The sequence below is a fragment of the Bacteroides rodentium JCM 16496 genome, from assembly GCF_000614125.1.
Classification (GTDB): domain Bacteria; phylum Bacteroidota; class Bacteroidia; order Bacteroidales; family Bacteroidaceae; genus Bacteroides; species Bacteroides rodentium.
Map to the genome: position 1 here is coordinate 1 of NZ_BAKJ01000059.1, position 20,295 is coordinate 20,295.

The 20,295-nt window shown below is 47.9% G+C and carries 13 protein-coding genes, 1 tRNA gene and 4 pseudogenes; 6 read left to right on the plus strand and 12 right to left on the minus strand.

Annotated elements, in window-relative coordinates:
• Positions 1–62 precede the first annotated feature (62 nt).
• A complete protein-coding gene (locus tag JCM16496_RS18465) occupies positions 63–977 on the minus strand; it encodes a helix-turn-helix transcriptional regulator (protein ID WP_025836081.1) in 915 nt (304 codons plus the stop codon).
• 224 nt (positions 978–1,201) lie between these two features.
• Between JCM16496_RS18465 and JCM16496_RS18470 the strand changes: the two genes are divergently transcribed.
• Positions 1,202–1,591 carry a MerR family transcriptional regulator gene (locus JCM16496_RS18470; RefSeq protein ID WP_025836082.1) on the plus strand — a complete coding sequence of 130 codons (390 nt, stop codon included), beginning with the start codon at positions 1,202–1,204 and terminating at the stop codon, positions 1,589–1,591.
• 13 nt (positions 1,592–1,604) lie between these two features.
• On the opposite strand, the gene JCM16496_RS18475 is transcribed toward JCM16496_RS18470, so the two are convergent.
• The 7 genes and pseudogenes from JCM16496_RS18475 to JCM16496_RS18505 all read right to left on the minus strand — a co-directional run bounded on the left by JCM16496_RS18475 (position 1,605) and on the right by JCM16496_RS18505 (position 10,212).
• Positions 1,605–3,863 (minus strand): RelA/SpoT family protein, encoded by a 2,259-nt coding sequence (locus JCM16496_RS18475; RefSeq protein WP_025836083.1) that lies wholly within the window; start codon positions 3,861–3,863, stop codon positions 1,605–1,607.
• Between the two features lie 76 nt (positions 3,864–3,939).
• Positions 3,940–5,235 (minus strand): lytic transglycosylase domain-containing protein, encoded by a 1,296-nt coding sequence (locus JCM16496_RS18480; protein ID WP_370448300.1) that lies wholly within the window; start codon positions 5,233–5,235, stop codon positions 3,940–3,942.
• A 51-nt stretch (positions 5,236–5,286) separates the two neighbouring features.
• On the minus strand, positions 5,287–6,066 hold the full coding sequence (locus tag JCM16496_RS18485; RefSeq protein ID WP_025836084.1) for a DUF5683 domain-containing protein: 780 nt from the start codon (positions 6,064–6,066) through the stop codon (positions 5,287–5,289).
• Positions 6,067–6,950: pseudogene (locus JCM16496_RS18490) on the minus strand (ParB/RepB/Spo0J family partition protein).
• A gap of 114 nt (positions 6,951–7,064) precedes the next feature.
• A complete protein-coding gene (locus tag JCM16496_RS18495) occupies positions 7,065–7,835 on the minus strand; it encodes a ParA family protein (RefSeq protein ID WP_008665665.1) in 771 nt (256 codons plus the stop codon).
• 421 nt (positions 7,836–8,256) lie between these two features.
• The gene (locus JCM16496_RS18500; protein ID WP_005824051.1) at positions 8,257–8,730 is read right to left on the minus strand and encodes a DUF456 domain-containing protein; all 474 of its coding nucleotides are present in this window, start codon (positions 8,728–8,730) and stop codon (positions 8,257–8,259) included.
• 45 nt (positions 8,731–8,775) lie between these two features.
• On the minus strand, positions 8,776–10,212 hold the full coding sequence (locus JCM16496_RS18505) for a DUF1080 domain-containing protein (RefSeq protein WP_025836085.1): 1,437 nt from the start codon (positions 10,210–10,212) through the stop codon (positions 8,776–8,778).
• Positions 10,213–10,369: 157 nt separating this feature from the next.
• Between JCM16496_RS18505 and surE the strand changes: the two genes are divergently transcribed.
• The 3 genes and pseudogenes from surE to JCM16496_RS18525 all read left to right on the plus strand — a co-directional run bounded on the left by surE (position 10,370) and on the right by JCM16496_RS18525 (position 13,237).
• Positions 10,370–11,134: a 5'/3'-nucleotidase SurE gene (gene surE / locus JCM16496_RS18515; RefSeq protein ID WP_025836086.1), complete on the plus strand. Its 765-nt coding sequence runs from the start codon at positions 10,370–10,372 to the stop codon at positions 11,132–11,134.
• Between the two features lie 107 nt (positions 11,135–11,241).
• Positions 11,242–12,389, plus strand: a pseudogene (gene lpxB, locus JCM16496_RS18520) (lipid-A-disaccharide synthase).
• A gap of 98 nt (positions 12,390–12,487) precedes the next feature.
• On the plus strand, positions 12,488–13,237 hold the full coding sequence (locus JCM16496_RS18525) for a NigD1/NigD2 family lipoprotein (protein ID WP_025836087.1): 750 nt from the start codon (positions 12,488–12,490) through the stop codon (positions 13,235–13,237).
• A 117-nt stretch (positions 13,238–13,354) separates the two neighbouring features.
• Here the strand turns inward: JCM16496_RS18525 and JCM16496_RS18530 are convergent.
• The 3 genes and pseudogenes from JCM16496_RS18530 to rsfS all read right to left on the minus strand — a co-directional run bounded on the left by JCM16496_RS18530 (position 13,355) and on the right by rsfS (position 16,570).
• Positions 13,355–14,196: pseudogene (locus JCM16496_RS18530) on the minus strand (phosphatidate cytidylyltransferase).
• Positions 14,186–16,201 carry an ATP-dependent zinc metalloprotease FtsH gene (gene ftsH, locus JCM16496_RS18535; protein WP_025836088.1) on the minus strand — a complete coding sequence of 672 codons (2,016 nt, stop codon included), beginning with the start codon at positions 16,199–16,201 and terminating at the stop codon, positions 14,186–14,188. Before ftsH ends, JCM16496_RS18530 begins: the two are co-directional and overlap by 11 nt.
• Before the next feature lie 9 nt (positions 16,202–16,210).
• A complete protein-coding gene (rsfS, locus tag JCM16496_RS18540) occupies positions 16,211–16,570 on the minus strand; it encodes a ribosome silencing factor (protein WP_005824036.1) in 360 nt (119 codons plus the stop codon).
• A 218-nt stretch (positions 16,571–16,788) separates the two neighbouring features.
• Between rsfS and JCM16496_RS18545 the strand changes: the two genes are divergently transcribed.
• Both JCM16496_RS18545 and JCM16496_RS18550 read left to right on the plus strand, forming a co-directional pair.
• Positions 16,789–16,859, plus strand: a tRNA-Gln gene (locus tag JCM16496_RS18545).
• A 186-nt stretch (positions 16,860–17,045) separates the two neighbouring features.
• Positions 17,046–18,224: a phosphoribosylaminoimidazolecarboxamide formyltransferase gene (locus JCM16496_RS18550; protein ID WP_025836089.1), complete on the plus strand. Its 1,179-nt coding sequence runs from the start codon at positions 17,046–17,048 to the stop codon at positions 18,222–18,224.
• A gap of 85 nt (positions 18,225–18,309) precedes the next feature.
• Here the strand turns inward: JCM16496_RS18550 and JCM16496_RS18555 are convergent.
• Positions 18,310–20,162 (minus strand): annotated as a pseudogene (locus tag JCM16496_RS18555) (DUF349 domain-containing protein).
• Positions 20,163–20,295: the final 133 nt, after the last annotated feature.

A 20,295-nucleotide genomic window follows, 5' to 3' on the forward strand; every position in this document is an offset into this window, starting at 1 on the left:
GACTTTAGGTTGATTATCAAACTCAAAATGGGGATATTGTTTTGGAATATAGTTTTCTTGGTCTATGGAGAATTCCTTTGAAGTGCTTTCTTATACACCTCCTTTACCCGTTCCCTCAAATGCACCGGCTGGACGACCGTCAATGAACGGCTGCGTGACAGCAATGCCATGACGAAGTCGTTGGTGATGCGGAGGCGCAGACGAATACGGAATTCATCTTCGTTGTCAACAATAATTTCCTGGGAAGGATGTAAAGGTACGGACTTGAGGAAACCTCCGTCCAAGGCATCGTAACTTAGTTCTATATCCTCTACAGGAATGTCCGTTTGGTTCCAGATGCCGTAGCTGTCTTTAAATAAATCATTTACAGATATATTCATATCGCGTTTGAACGTTTCTTCGTAGATGATGCGCAATTCGCGGATATATGCTGTGCTGAAAGTTTTCAACGTACCATTATCGTAGGCTAAGAGGTACCAGCGTTGCTGGTCCTCCTTCAGATAATGGGGCAGGACTTTTTTGTTGCGTGTCATTCCTCTTTCACGTACATATGTATAAGTGAAGGTGACGGGATGGGAAAACTTGATGGCTTTTATCAGTAATGGCAGGCAAGCACTATCCGCAGGACGATGATGCTCAGCAAGTACATAGGTATGTAGATTGTCGGTGTGGTCAATGGCATTCAGCAAATCGAAGTTTAGCAATAAGCGGTCGTATTGCTCTTTCTTTAAGTCATCTTCTTCGTCGATGTAGTAACCATTCTGTTTTTTGTCGAAACGGATGCGGATGCCGAACAGTTCTTCTATCTCGTTGAAGTCACGTTGCAGGGTACGGAGGTCTACGGGGAGACCGTTTCTTTCCTCCATGCGTAGGGTTACGTAGTCCTCCAGTTCCTCACGTGATACGTATCGTTGCATGCCTTTCAGCTTGTTGATGATAATCAACATGCGTTGCAAGCCTTCTAATTTTTTGCCCATATCTTTTTGATTTATCTTTCTTGCAGACAAATATAAAGAGGTAGGACGACAAAACTTGTCGTTCAGAGAAAAATATTAGTTATTTTTTAAGATGGAGTACACTGGTTTCTACTTCGATCTTTCATAACGTGGCTTCGTCTTTTTTTGATTGCTATAAATGTACGGATTAAATTCTATTTCTCTATCTTTGCTTCGGATAATAAGATTTTAAGGTTAGAAATGCTATGCTCAATACCGACAAGAATTTGAAGTTATATTACTCCATTGGCGAAGTGGCGCGTATGCTCAATGTAGAAGAATCATTGCTGCGCTTTTGGGAGAAAGAGTTTCCGCAACTCAAACCCAAGAGGGCAGGCCGAAACGTACGCCAATATACCAAGGAGGATGTAGAGACAGTGAAACTTATCTATCATCTGGTGAAGGAGCGCGGAATGACCTTGCCCGGCGCCCGCCAACGGATGAAAGACAATAAAGAAGCTACGATACGCAACTTTGAAATCGTAGATCGCCTGAGAGCTATCCGCGAAGAACTGGTAGGCATGAAACTGGCATTGGATGAGTTTACCTACGAGGATGTGGAGAGCTTGAAGGAAAATATTCAAGGACTGAAGTAGAATACCATTCCGTTTATTCCTCTACTCTCGTCACTTGTTTTATGTTCTGTATCTGCTTCAGGTTATTACAGATAGTGCGCACGTCGTCCACATCGTGTACATAGAGTTGTATCTTTCCTTCGAAGATGCCGTCGTTGGTTTCGATGGTCAGTTTACGGATATTCACGTTGAGCTGGCGGGAGATGACTTGAGTTACTTCGTTCAGCAATCCCATGCTGTCTATACCTTTTATATATATGGTGACGAGGAACGACAAATCCTTGTGAGTGTCCCACTCGGTGGCGATGATACGGTTTCCGTAGCTGCTCTTAAGGCGGGTGGCAACGGGGCATTGGCGCTTGTGGATGACAACACGGTTTTGCTCGTCGATGTATCCCAGTACGTCGTCACCCGGAATGGGGTGGCAACAGTCGGCCATAATATAGTTCTTTGAGATGGTCTCTTCCGTCAGCTTCAGAATCTGCTTGGTGTTGATTTTCTCTTGCGGTGCTTTCTCTTCCGGTTGTTCTTTGGCATCCTTGTTGTCCTTGTTACCGAAGGAGAAGGTCAGGAACTTCTTCCAGTTGCTGTTCTGCTTTTCCTTGAACACGTTCTTGTCGGCATCGCCCAGCACAACCCGCTTGTTACCGATGGCAACGAGCAGCTCGTCGCGGGTGTGGAAGCCGTGCAACTTGGTCAACTTGTCCAGAGCGGCCTCATCTATGCGTATATCCTCGTTTTTGAAGAATTCGTTCAGTATGGTTTCACCTTCTTTCTGATAGGCTTTCGCCTCTTTGCGCAGGATGGCGGCAATCTTGGCACGGGCGCGGGCGGTGGTGGCATACACTTCCCACTCCGGCTGCACGCGTTGCGATTTGGAGGTCAATATCTCTACCTGGTCACCGCTTTGCAGCTTGTGGCTTAAGGGAACCAATTTGTGGTTTACTTTGGCGCCGATGCAGTGGCTGCCGATGTCGGTATGCAAGGAGAAGGCAAAGTCCAGTGCCGTAGAGTTCTGCGGCATGGTCTTGAGGTCGCCTTTCGGGGTGAAGACGAAAATTTCCGATGCAAACAAGTTCAGTTTGATGGTATCGAGAAAATCAATGGCATCCGGTTGCGGGTCGTCCAGAATTTCCTTGATGGTACGCAGCCATTTCTCCAGTTCGCCTTCATCTTCGCTGCCTCCGCCTTCTTTGTATTTCCAGTGGGCGGCAAAGCCTTGTTCGGCAACGTCATTCATGCGTTCACTGCGGATTTGTACTTCAATCCATTGCCCGTTGTTACCCATAAGGGTGACGTGCAGGGCTTGGTAACCGTTGGCTTTGGGATGGCTCACCCAGTCGCGCAGGCGGTCGGGGTGGGGCTTGTATATCTTGGATATGGAGACGTAAATGTCGAAGCAGTCGTTTAGCTCCTCCTCTATATTGCGGGGCTCGAAGATGATGCGGACAGCGAGCAAATCATAGATTTCCTCGAAGGGGACATGCTTGGTCTGCATTTTGTTCCAGATGGAGTAGATGGACTTTACACGGGCAAGGATACGGTATTTCAGTCCCATTTTGTCCAGTTGCGCCCGTATCGGAGCGGTGAACTCATTGAATACCTTGTCGCGCTCCACGGCGGTGGCTTCCAGTTTCTCTTCTATCTCGTGGTACTCTTCCGGATGTTCGTACTTGAAACTCAGGTTTTCCAACTCTGTCTTGATTTTGTACAAGCCGAGGCGGTTGGCGAGCGGGGCATAAATGTAGAGTGTTTCGCCTGCAATCTTGAACTGCTTGTTGGGCAGCATGGAGCCGAGTGTACGCATGTTGTGCAGACGGTCGGCTATCTTGATGAGGATAACCCGGATATCGTCGGACATGGTGAGCAGCAGCTTCTTGAAGTTCTCCGCCTGCGCCGAGGCACGGTCGCCGAAGATACCTCCGGAAATCTTTGTCAGCCCATCTACAATCTGGGCGATTTTGGGGCCGAAGATGTTTTCGATATCCTCTACGGTGTAGTCGGTGTCCTCCACCACATCGTGCAGCAATGCCGAGCATATGGAAGTAGACCCCAGTCCTATCTCATTGCAGACAATCTTTGCCACAGCAATGGGGTGCATGATGTAGGGCTCGCCGGAACGACGCTTGATACCCTTATGCGCCTGGTTGGCAAAATTGAATGCTTTGGTTATTATTTCGACGCGCTTGCGGTGCTTGGTGGCCAAATAGTCGTTCAACAGTTCTTGGAATGCCTGTTCGATCATTTCCTCTTCGGCTTTTTCCTTTTCCTTCTGACTTATATTTTCTTCCATATACTGCTTTCTCCTTTCTTCACTTCACTTTTTGCAAAAATAAGCAATTTTCAACACCGGGCAAGCGTTTATGTCTTTATTTATAAATCTTCAAGCGCTTTCCTGCGGAGATTCTGGTACTGCGCAATCCATTCCAACTTTTTAACTGATTGACAGTGACGCCGTATTTCCGTGCAATGCTGCCGAGATTCTCGCCACTGCGTATCTTGTGGTAGGTGACATTCCCCGTAGCGGTACTGCCTTTGCTGCTACGTGCCGTCGAGCGTGTATCGGAAACGGCCACGACTCTGCGGTTCTTGAACAGTTCGTTGCTGCGGTGGGCATAGATGGTGTCTTGCTTGTCAATGAACGCACTGATGTAGTTGATGGGGAGGCGTAGTGTCTGCGGTTTGCTCTCTCCGGGGATGATGCTTTTCTTGAATTGGGGATTCAGACTTTTTATCTGGTCCAGACTGATGCCGCATAGGTCGGAAATCTGCTCGAAATGAAGGTTACGGCTGACTTGCACTGTATCGGTAGCCTCGGGAATGTCAGTCTCCATGGGGCAGATGTTGTGCTTGCAGTAGTAGGTCATTACGTAGTTGGCGGCAATGAAGGCGGGCACGTAGCCACGTGTCTCTTTGGGCAGATAGTTGTAGATTTCCCAGTAATCGGTTTTCCCTCCTGAGCGGCGGATAGCTTTGTTGATGGTGCCCGGACCGCAGTTGTAGGCGGCAATCACCAGGTTCCAGTCTTTGTAAATGTCATACATATCCTTCAGGTAGCGTGCTGCCGCCCAGGTAGCTTTTATCGGGTCGCGGCGCTCGTCTACGAGGCTGTTGCTTTCCAGTCCGTATATCTTTCCGGTGGCGAGCATAAATTGCCATAGTCCGCAAGCTCCTGCGCGGGATACGGCAGAAGGGTTGAGAGCGGATTCTATGATGGGCAGGTATTTCAGTTCGAGCGGCAGGCCGTAGGCATCCAGTGCTTCTTCGAAGATGGGCATATAGAAGTTGCAGGCGCTCAGCATGAAGGCAACTTGATTGCGCAGGCGTCCGGCATACATGTCGATGAACTTACGCACAATCTCGTTGTATGGCATTTCCATGACGGTCGGCATGCGCGACAACCGGTCTATGTATACAGAATCACTGAACATCGGGTTTACGGTAGAGGTGCTGCAGTCTTTTCCCAGGTCTATGTAATTCTTGGCTTTCCAGTCATTGAGCAGGCTGTCCAGCGGATAGGTCATGCTTTTGGGCAGCTCGATGGATTCCTGGCGTTCTGTACCGTTTTCGCGGATAAGCACTTCCACGCTTTCTTGCGCATGCATGGCCGGAGCGGTGAAGAGGGCGCAAAACAGAAGCGAGGAACCGAGGATAATTCTTTTCATATATATGGCCTTGTGTATCATAGGTAATAATTTATGCTTTAATTTTCGTTTTTAGAATCGGAAACTGCATTGCACGCCGACGTTCTTATTAGAGGAACCAGTCATCTGGCTGTTGATTATGGCAGGTTCCACTTTCATGCTGAGGTCGGGGGTGATGTCGAAGTTGGACAGCTCTGCGTCTACGTATGCGTCGACAACGGACAGCAGGTATACACCGATAAAGGCGAAGATGCTCAAGTCGCGGTATCGCCGGAAGGTGTCCTTACGCTTCCGCAGTGTCTCCGTCAGCTGGCTCTCAGTATAGTTATAGTTGGGAGGCAGCAAGTCGGTAATGGTACTGGAGTTGAAATTACCATTTACGGCATCCTTGTAGGCGGCCGAATAGTCCTTGTACATCTTGCTGTTCCATGTAAGGGCATAGGCACAACCGGCAAATCCTCCATAGAAGATGGGCAGTTTCCAATACTTGCGGTTGTAGATTTGTCCACCGCCGGGAATGACGAGGGCAAGCCAGGTGGCTTTCGTGGGATTAGGTACCCACCTTTTGGGGTCGATGGCCTTTTGCAGACTGTCTGTAGGCACGGGCTGTTCCTTCAGGTCGGGGCTGGCAGTCATTTCCAGCATCTTCCGCTTGTTTTCGGCTGCAAGGCTGTCGGCAACAGCGAGGCTGTCCCGGTTCACCACGGTGTTGAGTGTATCGGTCTGATGCCGCTGCGCACGCTTGGAAGCGGCACGTGGACGGTCCTGACCATACATAGCAATCCCTGCCATCTGTAAAAAACAGAGCAGCAGGGCAATGGCTAACTGATATATTCTTCCTTTTTTCCTCATTTATTTCTTCAGCGTATCAAGAATGCCGATGATACGTTCCAATTCTTCTTCGTTATTGAACGGGATACTGATTTTGCCTTTTCCTTTCTCCGAGCAGGTGAGTTGCACCTTGGTACTGAAAAAGCCCGAGAGCTGCTGTTTCAGCATATTGAATTCTTCGGGCAGTTTGGCGCGCTTGGGGGCAATCTTGCGACCGCCGCTCTTCACGGTTTCGCCTTCGCTCAGTGACTTTACGATTTCTTCCACTTTGCGTACGGAATACCCGTGTTCCAGGATTTCTTCGAAAATCTTCACTTGCAGTTTGGGATCGCCCAGCGTCACCAACGCGCGGGCATGTCCCATGTCTATCTGCTTGTTCTGCAGTCCCATCTGGACGGGAGCGGGCAGTTTGAGCAGGCGCAGGTAGTTGGCAATGGTGGTACGCTTCTTGCCTACGCGTTCGCTGAGGCGCTCTTGCGTCAGTCCATATTGCTCCAACAGATGCTGGTAAGCGAGGGCTATTTCTACGGAGTTCAAGTCTTCGCGCTGTATGTTTTCGATGAGCGCCATTTCCATGACGTTCTCGTCATCTGCAGTGCGGATATAGGCGGGGATGCTGGTCAGTCCGGCAAGCTGCGAAGCGCGGAAACGACGCTCGCCGGCGATAATCTGGTATTCGTCGTCGCTAAGCTTGCGCAGGGTGATGGGCTGTATGATGCCGATTTCGGAGATGGAATCAGCTAACTCCTGCAACGCAACCGGGTCGAATTCATGACGGGGCTGATTGGGATTGACCGTAATCTTCGACAGCTCTATCTCATTGATAGAGGAGGAGCCTTCGGTCTTTACTTCATCCATGGAGAAGAGGCGTCCAGCCCGCGTCCTAATGCATTTCTTTGTGCCATCTGTTTATTTACTATTTGACGATTTACAATTTACAATTTAACCATACGGGATGATTTGTTTGTGCATTGTAAATATGGTATTTATCACTAATCATTAATCACTGACCACTATAATCACTTCTTTTCGTTTCTGCTTATCAATTCCTTGGCAAGTGCCATGTGGTTTTTGGCTCCGGTTGAGTCTGCGTCATAGAGAATGGTGGGCAGGCCGTAGCTGGGAGCTTCGCTCAGTTTCACATTGCGCTGGATGACGGTGTTGAATACCAATTCCTGGAAGTGGCGTTTCACTTCATCGTAAATCTGGTTGGCCTGGCGCAGACGCGAGTCGTACATCGTCAGCAGGAAGCCTTCGATTTCGAGGGCAGGGTTCAGCTTGGACTTGATGATTTTAATGGTATTCAGCAATTTGCTGATGCCTTCCAGTGCAAAATATTCCGCTTGTACGGGGATGATTACCGAATCGGCGGCAGTCAGTGCGTTGACCGTAATCAGACCCAAAGACGGGGAACAGTCTATCAAGATATAATCAAACTCATTCTTCAGCGGAGCGAGTACTTCTTTCAGTATCTTTTCGCGGTTTTTCAGATTGAGCATCTCTATTTCGGCACCTACCAGATTGATGTGGGAGGAGATTACCTTCAGTGTGTCTATCTCCGTGTCATGAAGGGCCTCGCGTACGTCTGCACGGTCAATAATGCACTCGTAGATAGTACATTCCGACTGCTTGATGTCCACACCCAATCCTGAGGAGGCATTGGCCTGCGGGTCGGCATCTACAACGAGCACTTTCTTTTCAAGCGTGGCGAGTGAGGCTGCGAGGTTGATTGTCGTCGTAGTCTTGCCTACACCACCCTTTTGGTTAGCCATAGCAATTATTTTTCCCATAATCTCAATATTTATTGGCAGCGAAATAAGTGATAATTCCGGATAGCGCCTACAAATTTGGAGAAAGATTGCAAAAACGGTTGATAAGTCGGCTGTTTTGTTAATAACTCACAGACGTTTACCGCTGTTTTTCTTCTTGTAAATTGCGCGTAAAGCGTTCTTTCTCTGTTTAGTGGGCAAATATACGTATTTATCTTGAAATGAAGCTGATTTTTTGTCTCGCTTGCAGAAGATTAAGATTTGTAAACCAATGGAAGACATTGGCTTGGACTATTCTCTCTACTTGCATGAGATGTACATCTCGTGTTGTTTGAAACGTGCATCTCATGTTGCTCGAGATGTACATCTCATGCAGATGGACTACCGTGTGGAAGATGGTCGGGGGATAAGTTGTTCCCGGGCAGAAGGAGAGGAGCTGGTGTCAGACCAAGGCTTTGACGAACTCCCAGCAGAAGTACGCACACATCACACATTTCACTACTGTGCCCAGCAAGAATCCAAGCAGCGAGCCCAGCCCCGATTTCAAGGCCTGGTCTGTCTTGCTGCCTCCCATCAGTTCGCCGGCAAAGGCTCCGAGAAAGGGGCCGAGGATGATGCCCCAAGGCATGAAGAACAACCCTACGATGGTGCCTATGAGGCAGCCGCGCGTTCCCCACCGACTGCCTCCGCTGTATTTGCTGCCCAGCATCGGGACGAAATAATCCAGTATCTGTACAAGGACGACTGCTGCCAGCCATAAAAGTAACTGCGTGGTGGAAAACTGCGCCTTGTCCGTGAAATGTAGAAGCAACAAGCCTGCATAGGCTACGGGCGGTCCCGGAATCATAGGCAGGATGCAGCCTGCCAATCCGACAATCAGGCAGAGGATGCCCAAGATGATGAGAAGAATGTCCATAGGTGTATCGTTTCTGTTGGTGAAGATGACAGCGGTTGTTCCCTGCTACTCGAATCGGTTGTATATGACAATGGGGCGGGAGCGGCGTGTGCTCATCGACGGGAACCATATATCGTCGGCTGTGAGGCCGCATTGCTTGATGGCTTCGGCGCAGTATTCCAGTCGTCCGAAGTCGGCATCGACATTGTTTGTACCGAATGTGAATTTGATTCCACGTGCTTTGGCGCGACGGATAATCTCGAAACTGGGAATCCGGTAGCGTGCATTGATTTCCAGAGCGATTCCATGTTGTTGCAATACATCCAATACGCGTTCAATGCGTCCGTCCGTCCAGTACTTGTCGTAATCATGTGCCATAGTATCGGGCAAGAAGGTAGGGTTGGCATAAATGTCGGCAGGCTCGTTGGTCAGAATCAGGACTGTTTGGTCGACAAGGTGGCCCATATACTGTTCAAGCGTAATGTCATCAAAGAGTGCTTCTTCGGCCCGGTAGATGCGCGAATTACGTCCCTTGTGGTCTATGATGGTCATGGCGTCGGTAAACAGGTAATCGAAAATCCCCAAGGCTTCCTGCGAGAAAGTTGCCGTCCATTTGCGTCCCTCACCTTGTACACCGCACAGGAATGGCATCCCTTTTACTTCATTAAAATAGTCGTACACTTCTTTGTCATCGGCCAGCATACGTCCTACGCCTCCTTCTCCAGCATTGGGGGCGACACCATAGTTGATACCGTAATTCATGGACATGGCGTGTGCCATTTCCTTCGTCAGCCCTCCTTTCAAGTGAACGTGATAGTCTATAACTGGGAAATCGTGCTGCTGTAGCCTGATTATCTCATCCGTGCGCTCGTCTACCGGAGCAAGCGTGTCGGCTTCGTTGCGTGCCTCCTTGGCAAGCTGTTCGATGGCGAGATTCCGGAATGACACTTCGCCGTGTATGCCTTGCAGGGCAATGGAACCTTGACTCAGCAGTTGCCGGGCGTGCTCCTCTGTGCGATATGGGTGTCCGGGTTCGGTATAACAAACAACTTCGGTTCCGTTAATGCAGACAATGATGTTTTGTCCGCGTACGGTTATCTCGAAGTCAAACCATTCTCCATCTTTTGCGAGTGAGCGATAGAGGTTGCGCACCGAGGCGAGTGAGCCGCTCTTGCGTGTGCCGTCGATGTCTCCGTTACGGAATATCACTTCATAACCGGACTCGCCGTCCGTATGAAAGAGGAGGCCTGCTTCGGAGCCGGGTTGTGTGAGGGCTTCTCCGGTGAGTCGGAAATTTTGGTATTCTTTGTCGTTGAAGAGCTTCCGGCCTTCTGCAATGACCGGGTCTGCCGTGTGAAGCGTAGATGTCCCGTCATTCCATTGGTCAAGTGGCTCGGGAGAACTGCTCCTGCCACAGCTTGTCAGGGTTGTTAGAAACAGAATAATTGCGGCAGCTGCCGTCTCGATGCGTGCAGCAATGGTAGAATGGCAAAAAGTGTTCATTATAGCATGGATTTTATGAATGATTATATTCCAATTATTGTCGGTACAAAGTTAGCCTTTTCTGAAAATATCTTTGAATACAAAAGAATTATTATCTTTGTAGTATTCTGTTTAAAGCCTTTTTAGCTACTTTTGCACGATAATAAAAAAGAAAGTTATGGAAAATCAGAGACCTTTGATATTGATTTCCAATGATGACGGCATCATTGCGAAAGGTATTAGCGAGTTAATCAAATTCCTCCGTCCGCTGGGCGAGATTGTGGTAATGGCGCCGGATGCACCCCGCTCTGGAAGTGCGTGTGCGCTGACTGTAACGGAACCTATCCACTACCAGTTGGTCCGTAAGGATGTTGGGCTGACGGTATACAAGTGTTCCGGTACGCCGACCGATTGTGTGAAGCTGGCTTTTCATACGGTGCTCGACCGTAAGCCCGACTTGGTGGTAGGCGGCATCAACCACGGCGACAATTCTTCTGTAAACCTGCATTATTCCGGTACGATGGGCGTTGTGATAGAGGGATGCCTGAAAGGAGTGCCTTCCATCGGATTCTCCCTTTGCAACCATGAGCCGAACGCTGATTTTGAGCCTGCAGGTCCTTACATCCGCGAGATAGCCCGGCTGGTATTGGAGAAAGGACTCCCTCCGTTGACATGCCTCAATGTCAACTTCCCCGATACCAAAGAATTGAAGGGTGTGAAGATTTGCGAACAAACCAAGGGGCAATGGACCAATGAATGGGAAAACTTTGCCCATAGAGGAGATGCCCATTACTACTGGCTGACCGGCGAGTTTGAGAACAACGATGCCGAAAATGAGAAGAATGACCATTGGGCACTCGACAACGGCTATGTGGCAATTACCCCGACCACGGTGGATGCAACGGCATACGGCCTGATTGATGAACTGAAAACATGGTTCTGAATTAATTGACAATTGACAATTGAAAGTTGACAATTGCTGTGCAGGCAACCCGCAGGCCCCTTATCAACTATGAATTGTCCATTGTCAATTATCAATTGTCAATTGATATGAAGTACTACTTGATTGTCGGTGAAGCTTCCGGCGACCTGCATGCCTCCCATCTGATGGCTGCATTGAAGGAGGAGGACTCGCAAGCGGAGTTCCGTTTCTTCGGAGGCGACCTCATGGCTGCAGTGGGCGGTGTGATGGTGAAGCATTACAAAGAGTTGGCGTATATGGGGTTCATTCCCGTATTGCTGCATCTGCGCACCATCTTTGCCAATATGAAGCGCTGCAAGGAGGATATTGTTGCGTGGCAGCCGGATGTGCTGATTTTGGTGGACTATCCGGGCTTTAATCTGGATATAGCCAAGTTTGTCCATGCCAACACAAGGATTCCTGTCTTTTATTATATTTCTCCCAAGATTTGGGCATGGAAGGAATACCGCATCAAGAATATTAAACGGGATGTGGATGAGCTGTTCTCCATCCTACCGTTCGAGGTGGAGTTTTTTGAAGGGAAGCACGGGTATCCGATACATTATGTCGGCAATCCGACAGTGGATGAAGTGACGGCTTTTCTTGCTTCCAGCTCAGAGACATTCGACGACTTTGTCCGGGCAAACGGACTTTCGGCCAAACCCGTTATTGCTCTGCTGGCTGGTAGCCGCAAGCAGGAAATCAAGGACAATCTGCCGACATGCTTCGTGCGGCAGCTTCTTTTCCCGATTATCAACTGGTGCTGGCCGGTGCTCCGGGTATTTCCCCCGAGTATTACAAACGTTATGTGGGTGGGGTGGACGTGAAGATTATCTTCAACAAGACATTCCCTTTGTTGAGGCAGGCAGAGGCTGCACTGGTCACTTCGGGGACGGCAACGCTGGAAACAGCTCTGTTTCGTGTGCCGCAAGCGGTATGTTACCATACTCCGATAGGGAAGGTTATCGCTTTCCTGAAACGGCATATACTGAAAGTGAAGTACATTTCCCTGGTCAATCTCATAGCCAACCGGGAGGTGGTGAAAGAGCTGGTTGCAGATACCATGACGGTAGAGCAGGTACGCTCGGAGCTGAACCGCATTTTGTACGATAAGGAATACCGCCGTCAGATGCTCGAGGGATATGAGTATATGGCATCCCGTCTGGGAGAGGCAGGGGCACCCAAACATGCTGCCCGCAAGATGGTGGCATTGTTGAGGAGGAGCAGGGAGGAATAGTCGAAAAATTAAGAATTTGTTAAAATGGGGAAAGCCGGTGCAGTAAATGCCCGGCTTTTGTATTTTCTATACAGAAACAAATGAAAAGAACTTTGATTATGAAAAAGCTACATTGGTTATTTATGGCAATATGTTTGGCAGTGATGCCCGCTTTGCAATCATGTGATGATAACGACGGATATTCTTTGGGTGATTTTACCCCGCCTTTGTGGGCCACTGTGCGTGTTACGGGAAATGCCTTTTATTTAAACTGCGATGTCTGGGGGACACTCTGGCCGGTAAATACGGACATTGGGTGGTATGCTGCCGTGGATGGGCAGCGTGTGATTACCATGTTCAATCCTTTATGGGACAACTATGCAGGATATGACCATGCTGTGAAGCTGCTGCATCTGCAGAACGTCTTGACGAAAGAGGTGGAGACGCTGACTCCCGAAACCGAAGAGGAATTTGGTAATGACCCCGTGCTTATATATAAAGGCGATATTACCATCAGTGGTGGCTATATGAACATTTTTTTCATGCAGAATCTGCCATCTTCGGCTGATAATAAACACCGCATCAGCCTGGTGCGTCCGCAAGAAGATGATGCTTTGTATGGCGAAGATGGATACGTCCATTTGGAACTCCGCTATAACGACTATGATGACCTGACGGGACGTCGTAGTCCTGGTGCTGTCTCCTATAACTTGAACAGTCTGGACATCCCTTCTGAAGCCAAAGGCATCAAGTTGAAACTCAATTCAGAAGAGAATGGAGAGGTGGAAGTAACCTTTGATTTGAAAACTGCGGGGAGTAATGAAAAGCTGACTACTAATGTGGATTTGTCCAATATGCAGTTGAAGTAAGAAAGAGTTTGCGAGAGTATATAGTTAGAAAGAGCACCCGGGATTTTGATGTCATTCATCTTGCCCGGGTGCTCTTTTTATATTTGTTTTATGTAAGTTTGGTCATGTGAGCCGTCGTTAGAACATCGTCAAGGCATATAGATAAACAACTGCTGCAGGAATTGCCATCAGGCACTGTCGAAACGGTCGAGCATCCCTCCATGCCCCGGCAAAATGTTACCGGAATCCTTAATGCCCAATTGGCGTTTCATGAGTGATTCGGTCAGATCGCCCCAAGTGCCGAAAATGACGACAACGATTGCCAGACCTACCCATTGCCATCCTGGCATAAAAGGACAGAAATGTGCAAAGCCAAGAGAGGAAACGATGGAGAATATTCCACCGCCGATGCTGCCCTCCCAGGATTTTTTAGGTGAGATGCGTTCGAACAGACGGTGTTTGCCTATCAGCGAACCTACGCAATAGGCACCTGTATCGCTCAACCAGATAAAAACGAAAATGGAAAGCGGTAGAATAGGGTTGTAGGTCACACTGCCCGTTTCCGGGGAATTCTGAAAAGCAAGTACGTTCAGCAGGGCAAAGGGGAGTGCCACGTACAATTGGCTTAGCATGGAGTAGGCCCAGTTACCCGTCGGATTCTTTTTCTTGAGGTAAAGTTCCGTAATCATCATGTAGAGCAATAGTCCCAAATAAGGAAGGAATACCCGTGCTCCTACAGACTGCTGGGTACAGAAACTCATTAATGCAAGGAAAAGGTAGGCTCCTCCCAATGCAGTGATGGTCTTGTTAATGCTTACTTCGCCGCTTTTGCTGACTAATTGGGCAAACTCATGTACGCTCAGTGCACTGATAATGGTGAACAGTATACCGAACGAAAGGGGGCTGTAAAGAATACAGCCCACCAATACTATGACGAATAACACGCCGGTAACGGCACGTTGGATAAAGTTATTTTTCATGCTTTTCTTCTTCTTCCTTGACTTCCTTTTCTGCTTCTATGGCTTTTTGCTCTTCTTCTTGCTCCGCTTTTTTCAGCTCGGCAGCAGTCTTGTTTGCACTGATTTCTTCCGAACGGGAAGCCCATGGACGTTTCCCAAAGATGTGTTCAACGTCTTCGGCAAAGATTACTTCTTTGTCAATCAGCAGTTGTGCCAGCCGGTTGTGTCCTTCTTGGTTTTCGGACAATATTTTCTTGGCACGTTCGTACTGTTCGTTGACCATCTGCTTCACTTCTTCGTCAATCAGTTCCGCAGTCTTTTCGCTATACGGGCGGTTAAAGGAATATTCCTCATTATTATAGTAACAGAGGTTGGGGAGTTTTTCGCTCATACCCAGATAGGCAATCATACCGTACGCCTGCTTGGTCACGCGTTCCAAGTCATTCATGGCTCCGGTGGATATTCTACCTAAGAATAGGTCTTCGGCGGCACGTCCTCCCAAGGTGGCACACATCTCATCGAGCATCTGTTCCTTGGTGGTGATTTGCCGTTCTTCCGGCAGATACCAAGCCGCGCCCAAAGCGCGTCCACGGGGTACAATGGTTACTTTAATCAGTGGATTGGCGTATTCCAGTAACCAGGAGATACTGGCATGGCCGGCTTCGTGTATGGCAATGGAACGGCGTTCGGCCTCGGTAGTGATTTTGGTTTTCTTTTCCAACCCACCCACAATGCGGTCTACAGCGTCCAGGAAGTCTTGCTTTCCGACAAACTTTTTGCCGTGGCGGGCGGCTATCAAAGCTGCTTCGTTACATACATTGGCAATGTCTGCCCCCGAGAATCCGGGAGTCTGGCGTGCCAGAAGATCTACATCCACACTATTGTCTATCTTGATGGGGCGCAGGTGTACACCGAATACTTCCTTACGCTCATTAAGGTCGGGTAGGTCTACATGTATCTGGCGGTCAAAACGTCCGGCGCGCAGCAATGCCTTATCCAAAACGTCCACACGGTTGGTGGCGGCTAAGATGATAACACCACTGTTGGAGCCGAAACCGTCCATCTCGGTCAGTAACTGGTTCAATGTGTTCTCGCGCTCGTCGTTGCCACCCATAGCGGCTGCTTTGGCACGGGCACGCCCTACAGCGTCAATCTCGTCAATGAACACGATACAAGGCGCTTTTTCCTTTGCTTGGCGGAACAAATCGCGGACACGGGAAGCTCCCACGCCGACAAACATTTCCACAAAGTCGGAACCTGCCAAAGAGAAGAAAGGTACGTTGGCTTCTCCGGCCACGGCCTTTGCAAGCAGGGTCTTTCCGGTTCCCGGAGGACCTACCAGCAAGGCGCCCTTGGGTATCTTACCTCCCAAATCGGTATATTTCTGGGGCTCTTTCAAGAACTCGACAATTTCTTCTACCTCTTGCTTGGCTTCAGCAAGTCCTGCCACATCCTTGAATGTAATCTTGATGGGGGAACCTTTTTCAAACAATTGGGCCTTGGACTTTCCTACGCTGAAGATGCCTCCACCTCCGCCCATGCCTCCACCACCGCTCATGCGGCGGGACATGAAAATCCAGAAACCGATAAGGAATGCAAAGGGGAGAATCTGCCACAAAATGGCACCGAAGTAGTTCCGCTTTTTTTCGTAGTTGATGGAGCCGTCAAAGTGGGCCTCGTCTCTTTCCTTTTGCAGGAAATTACCCAGGCTCTCGCGTGAGGGGGCCTCGGTCGTAATAAGCGGATTCTTGCCTACGCGGCTGGAGTCCTGACGAAATACGTTTCCTACGTGCTGGGGTTTGACGTATGCTTCGACAGAATTGTCGTCGTAGCCGATGACTTTGCTTATATAACCGTCTCGTACATATTGCTGGAATTCATCATAAGAGATGTTTTTAGTTGCCGTACCACTTTCATTGGTCAGGTACAACCCCAGCAACATCATTGCTATAATCATATACAGCCAGTTCAGGTTGAACTTGGGCATATTCACTTTATTGGGTTTCTTGTTGGTATTATTGTCCATACGTTTTGATTAATCGAGGTCAGGAATTTGAGTTAATTTGGCGTCTGCCCATAGGTGCTCCAGATTGTAGAATTCCCTTGTTTCAGGCAGGAAGACATGCACCAATATGTCCGAGTAGTCCATAGCTACCCATTCGGCATTGCGCAGCCCGTCTACGGCAAAGGGCTTGGTATCGGCACCCTTGCGTGTGAAGTCCCTGATGGATTCTACAATGGCTGTCACTTGGCTGGGAGAGTTTCCTTGGCAGATGACGAAATAATTGCATATTGTATCGTCGATTTTTGTCAGATCTGCGATGACGATTTTTTTTCCTTTTTTATCTTGAATACCTTCTGTTATCTGTTGAATCAGTTTCTTCGTTTCGTTCATTATACATTATTATATTAAAACAGTTGACAAATATACGTTGATTTCTCATATCAAACACGCAAAAGAGGAAAACTCTTTCAATTTTTGATTTTTTTTTAGTTATATAATCCTTTGGATTACGGTATCTTATCAGTTTTTTGCGAAAAAAATACTCGTTTTTGTTTTGATTTATAGAAATCTTTGTATCTTTGCAACCGCAAAACGGAAATAACAACAATTGGGCTATGGTGTAATGGTAACACTACAGATTCTGGTCCTGTCATTCCTGGTTCGAATCCAGGTAGCCCAACTACCTTACAGCTTATTTAAGTCAAAAACCCACTAAAATCGCAAGTTTTAGTGGGTTTTTTTGTTGCTTTTCGACCATGTACGAAAATTTCAGTGCAGGCATTCGGTGGCAAATTCAGTGACAAGGCTTCTGTAAGCCGGAAATATTCTGTAAATTTGTAGCATTTCAACATTAAAGCAGAATTTTATGGCAAAAGAATTAGCACTGAAGTACGGCTGTAACCCTAACCAGAAGCCGGCTCGCATTTTCATGCAGGAGGGGGAGTTACCTATTGAGGTTTTGAATGGACGTCCGGGGTATATTAATTTTATGGATGCCTTGAATGGATGGCAGTTGGTAAAGGAACTAAAAGAAGCGACCGGTATGCCTGCTGCAACTTCATTCAAGCACGTCAGTCCGGCGGGTGCCGCCATCGGCTTGGAACTCAACGAGACAATGAAGAAGATTTATTTTGTGGATAATCTTCCGCTCTCTCCGCTTGCTTGCGCATATGTGCGTGCCCGCGGTGCCGACCGTATGTCTTCCTATGGTGACTTTATCGCTTTGAGTGATGTGTGCGACGAGGCTACTGCACGTTTTATTAACCGCGAGGTCTCGGATGGCGTTATTGCTCCGGGGTATACGGACGAAGCACTGGCTATCTTGAGGGAGAAGCGTAAAGGAACTTACAATGTGATTCAGATAAGTCCCGACTATAAGCCTGCCCCGATTGAACATAAGGATGTCTTTGGTATCACGTTTGAGCAGGGACGTAATGAGATAAAGCTGAATGGAGATGAACTCTTTGCGAATATTCCTACTCGGAATAAGAATTTTCCGGAAGCAGCGAAACGTGATTTGATGATAGCGCTTATCACTTTGAAATATACGCAGTCGAATTCAGTATGCTATGTGAAGGACGGTCAGGCTATCGGTATTGGTGCCGGCCAGCAGAGCCGTATTCACTGTACTCGCTTGGCGGGTAACAAGGCCGACATTTGGTATTTACGCCAGCATCCGAAGGTGTTGAATTTGCCCTGGGTAGAGAAAATCCGCCGTGCCGACCGTGATAATACGATTGATGTCTATATCAGTGAAGACCATGACGATGTGCTGGCTAACGGTGTTTGGCAGCAGTTCTTTACGGAGAAACCTGAAGTGCTGACCCGTGAAGAAAAACGGGCTTGGTTGGATACATTGAAAGGTGTTTCTTTGGGTTCGGATGCATTTTTCCCTTTTGGAGACAATATTGAGCGTGCCCATAAGAGTGGAGTAGACTACATTGCCCAAGCGGGTGGTTCTGTACGCGATGACCATGTGATTGAAACTTGCGATAAATATGGTATTGCCATGTCGTTCACGGGTGTCCGTCTGTTCCATCATTGATAAGGTGTATAAAAAGTAGACCCGCCCCCACGGCTGCATAGCTGTAGGGGCGGGTTCCTTTTTTATTAAGTCCTATCTTGTTACGTTATCCTTGGTTTTTGATGTTCTCATCCACCACTTTTATCTTTTCTTTCACAAGTTCGATGTCTGCTTTCAGCTTTTCCACCTTGCGGTTGATTTCTGTCAGCAGACTGTTTCCCTTCTTGGAAGAAGTGGTCAGGAAGCCGAGATTGTTTTCATATGTCTGGAGCTCGTTCTTCATATTGTCGAAGGCACGTACCAGCTTCTCACGTTCCCGGTAAAGGCTTGTGGACTACCTTCCTGAATGGAGTTGATAGTCGACTTGAAGTTGCTTAGCTTCTTGTTGGAGGCGCTGATGTTGAAGCGTTCAAACAATTTGTCTACCTGGCTGTGGTATTGCTTATAGATTCGGTCTTTCTCTTTGAAAGGTACATGTCCTATGCCGTTCCACTCTTTCATGAGGTCGCGTACCAGTTGGGTAGCTTCCTCCGTATTCATTTGGTCATCGATAGCATTCAGTTTCTCGATGATGGCTTTTTTCTTTTCCAGATTTTCCTGCTCTACGCTGCGCTGTGAAGAAGTGGCTTTGTTCTTTTGTTCGAAGAAGTAGTCACAAGCGGAGATGAAACGTTTCCATACGGCATCCGAATATTTCTTTGCTACCGGGCCGATGGTTTTCCATTCTTTCTGAAGTTTAGTCAGTTCATCGGCGGTTGCTTTCCAGTCGGTACTGTCCTTCAGAGCTTCTGCTTTTTCGCACAAGGCGCGCTTCTTTTCCAAGTTTTCGTTCATACCTTCCTTCAGGCTCTTGAAGAACTCTCCCTTTTTACGGAAGAACTCGTCGCACGCTTTGCGGAAACGTTCGAAAATCTTCACGTTCATTTTTTGCGGAGCGAAACCAATGGTTTTCCATTTGTTTTGAAGTGCGATGACTTCTTGCGTCTTGCTCTCCCAAGAAGCAAAGTTTGTCAGTTCTTTGTAGTCAATGGCTTCTATGATTTCGCAAATTACAGTCTTTTGGTCAAGATTGTGCTGTTCCACTTCCTTCAACGCTTCGAAATGTTGCTGGTGGCGTCGGTTTACGGTTGTAGAGGCAGCTTTGAAACGTGCCCAGATTTCGTCGCGTAGTTCCTTGGCTACCGGTCCCGTATCACGGAATTCCTGATGTAGCTTCTGTAACTGATGGAAAGCTGAAACTACATCCGCTTCATCCGCCAGCTTTTCGGCAGCTTCACAGAGATGTGTCTTGATTTCCAAATTCTTCTTGAAATCGTATTCGCGGAATTCATTGTTCAGTTTCAGAAGGTCATAGAATTTCTCAACATACAATTGGTAGTTTTTCCAAAGCTCGTTGACCTTAGCTTGCGGAACGAGTTTGACTTCGTTCCATTGCTGCTGTAGTTTCTTGAACTCCGTATAGCTTTTGTTGGCGTCATCTGGAGATTCAACCAGCTCCTTCAGCTCTTCGATGATGGAAAGCTTTACCTGCAGGTTCATTTCCTTTTGCTTCTCCAGTTCGGCTGTGAGTGCACTTCTTTTTTCTTTGATGACGGACATGATATTCTTGAACTCTTCCTCCACACTGTCTGTTTGTGGAACAAAGTTCTCCGCGGCGCCTCCGTTTTCAATGAACAGTTTTCTGGCCGCATCCTGCTCAGCATTGTGCAGCTTGTAGAAAGATTGCTTCAAACCGTCTATTTCAGGTTTTGCCACGTTCTCCACGTCTGCAACCACCTCTTTGAGTTTGGCAAGTATTTCCTCTTTCGTGAGCTTCTGAACTGGCTCTACCGGCTTTTCCGAAACGATTTCTTCAGCGGGAGTTTCTGTTGTTGCCGGTTCAGAAACCTCTGCTGCCTTCTTTTCTTCTTCTAATTCCACCGGCTTTTCGGGGAGATTAGTGTCATGAGTGTCCGTCATTGTATTTACTTTTTTAGAAACGGGTTCCTCCGTTCGGGTTACATTAGGCTACAAATTAATGAAATAAAATGATTACTTCATACAATTTGCCTTGATTTTTTTCTATTTTCTTGTTTTTATGACAGTGAAGAGT

Excerpts from the sequence above, each read along its gene's own strand:
- rsfS (WP_005824036.1), bottom strand. The coding sequence starts at position 16,570 with ATGAACGAAACGAAGAAACTGATTCAACAGATAACAGAAGGTATTCAA.
- JCM16496_RS18505 (WP_025836085.1), bottom strand. The coding sequence starts at position 10,212 with ATGAACACTTTTTGCCATTCTACCATTGCTGCACGCATCGAGACGGCA.
- JCM16496_RS18480 (WP_370448300.1), bottom strand. The coding sequence starts at position 5,235 with ATGAAAAGAATTATCCTCGGTTCCTCGCTTCTGTTTTGCGCCCTCTTC.
- JCM16496_RS18550 (WP_025836089.1), top strand. The coding sequence starts at position 17,046 with ATGGCAAAAGAATTAGCACTGAAGTACGGCTGTAACCCTAACCAGAAG.
- JCM16496_RS18495 (WP_008665665.1), bottom strand. The coding sequence starts at position 7,835 with ATGGGAAAAATAATTGCTATGGCTAACCAAAAGGGTGGTGTAGGCAAG.
- JCM16496_RS18470 (WP_025836082.1), top strand. The coding sequence starts at position 1,202 with ATGCTCAATACCGACAAGAATTTGAAGTTATATTACTCCATTGGCGAA.
- ftsH (WP_025836088.1), bottom strand. The coding sequence starts at position 16,201 with ATGGACAATAATACCAACAAGAAACCCAATAAAGTGAATATGCCCAAG.
- JCM16496_RS18475 (WP_025836083.1), bottom strand. The coding sequence starts at position 3,863 with ATGGAAGAAAATATAAGTCAGAAGGAAAAGGAAAAAGCCGAAGAGGAA.
- JCM16496_RS18500 (WP_005824051.1), bottom strand. The coding sequence starts at position 8,730 with ATGGACATTCTTCTCATCATCTTGGGCATCCTCTGCCTGATTGTCGGA.
- JCM16496_RS18465 (WP_025836081.1), bottom strand. The coding sequence starts at position 977 with ATGGGCAAAAAATTAGAAGGCTTGCAACGCATGTTGATTATCATCAAC.
- surE (WP_025836086.1), top strand. The coding sequence starts at position 10,370 with ATGGAAAATCAGAGACCTTTGATATTGATTTCCAATGATGACGGCATC.
- JCM16496_RS18485 (WP_025836084.1), bottom strand. The coding sequence starts at position 6,066 with ATGAGGAAAAAAGGAAGAATATATCAGTTAGCCATTGCCCTGCTGCTC.
- JCM16496_RS18525 (WP_025836087.1), top strand. The coding sequence starts at position 12,488 with ATGAAAAAGCTACATTGGTTATTTATGGCAATATGTTTGGCAGTGATG.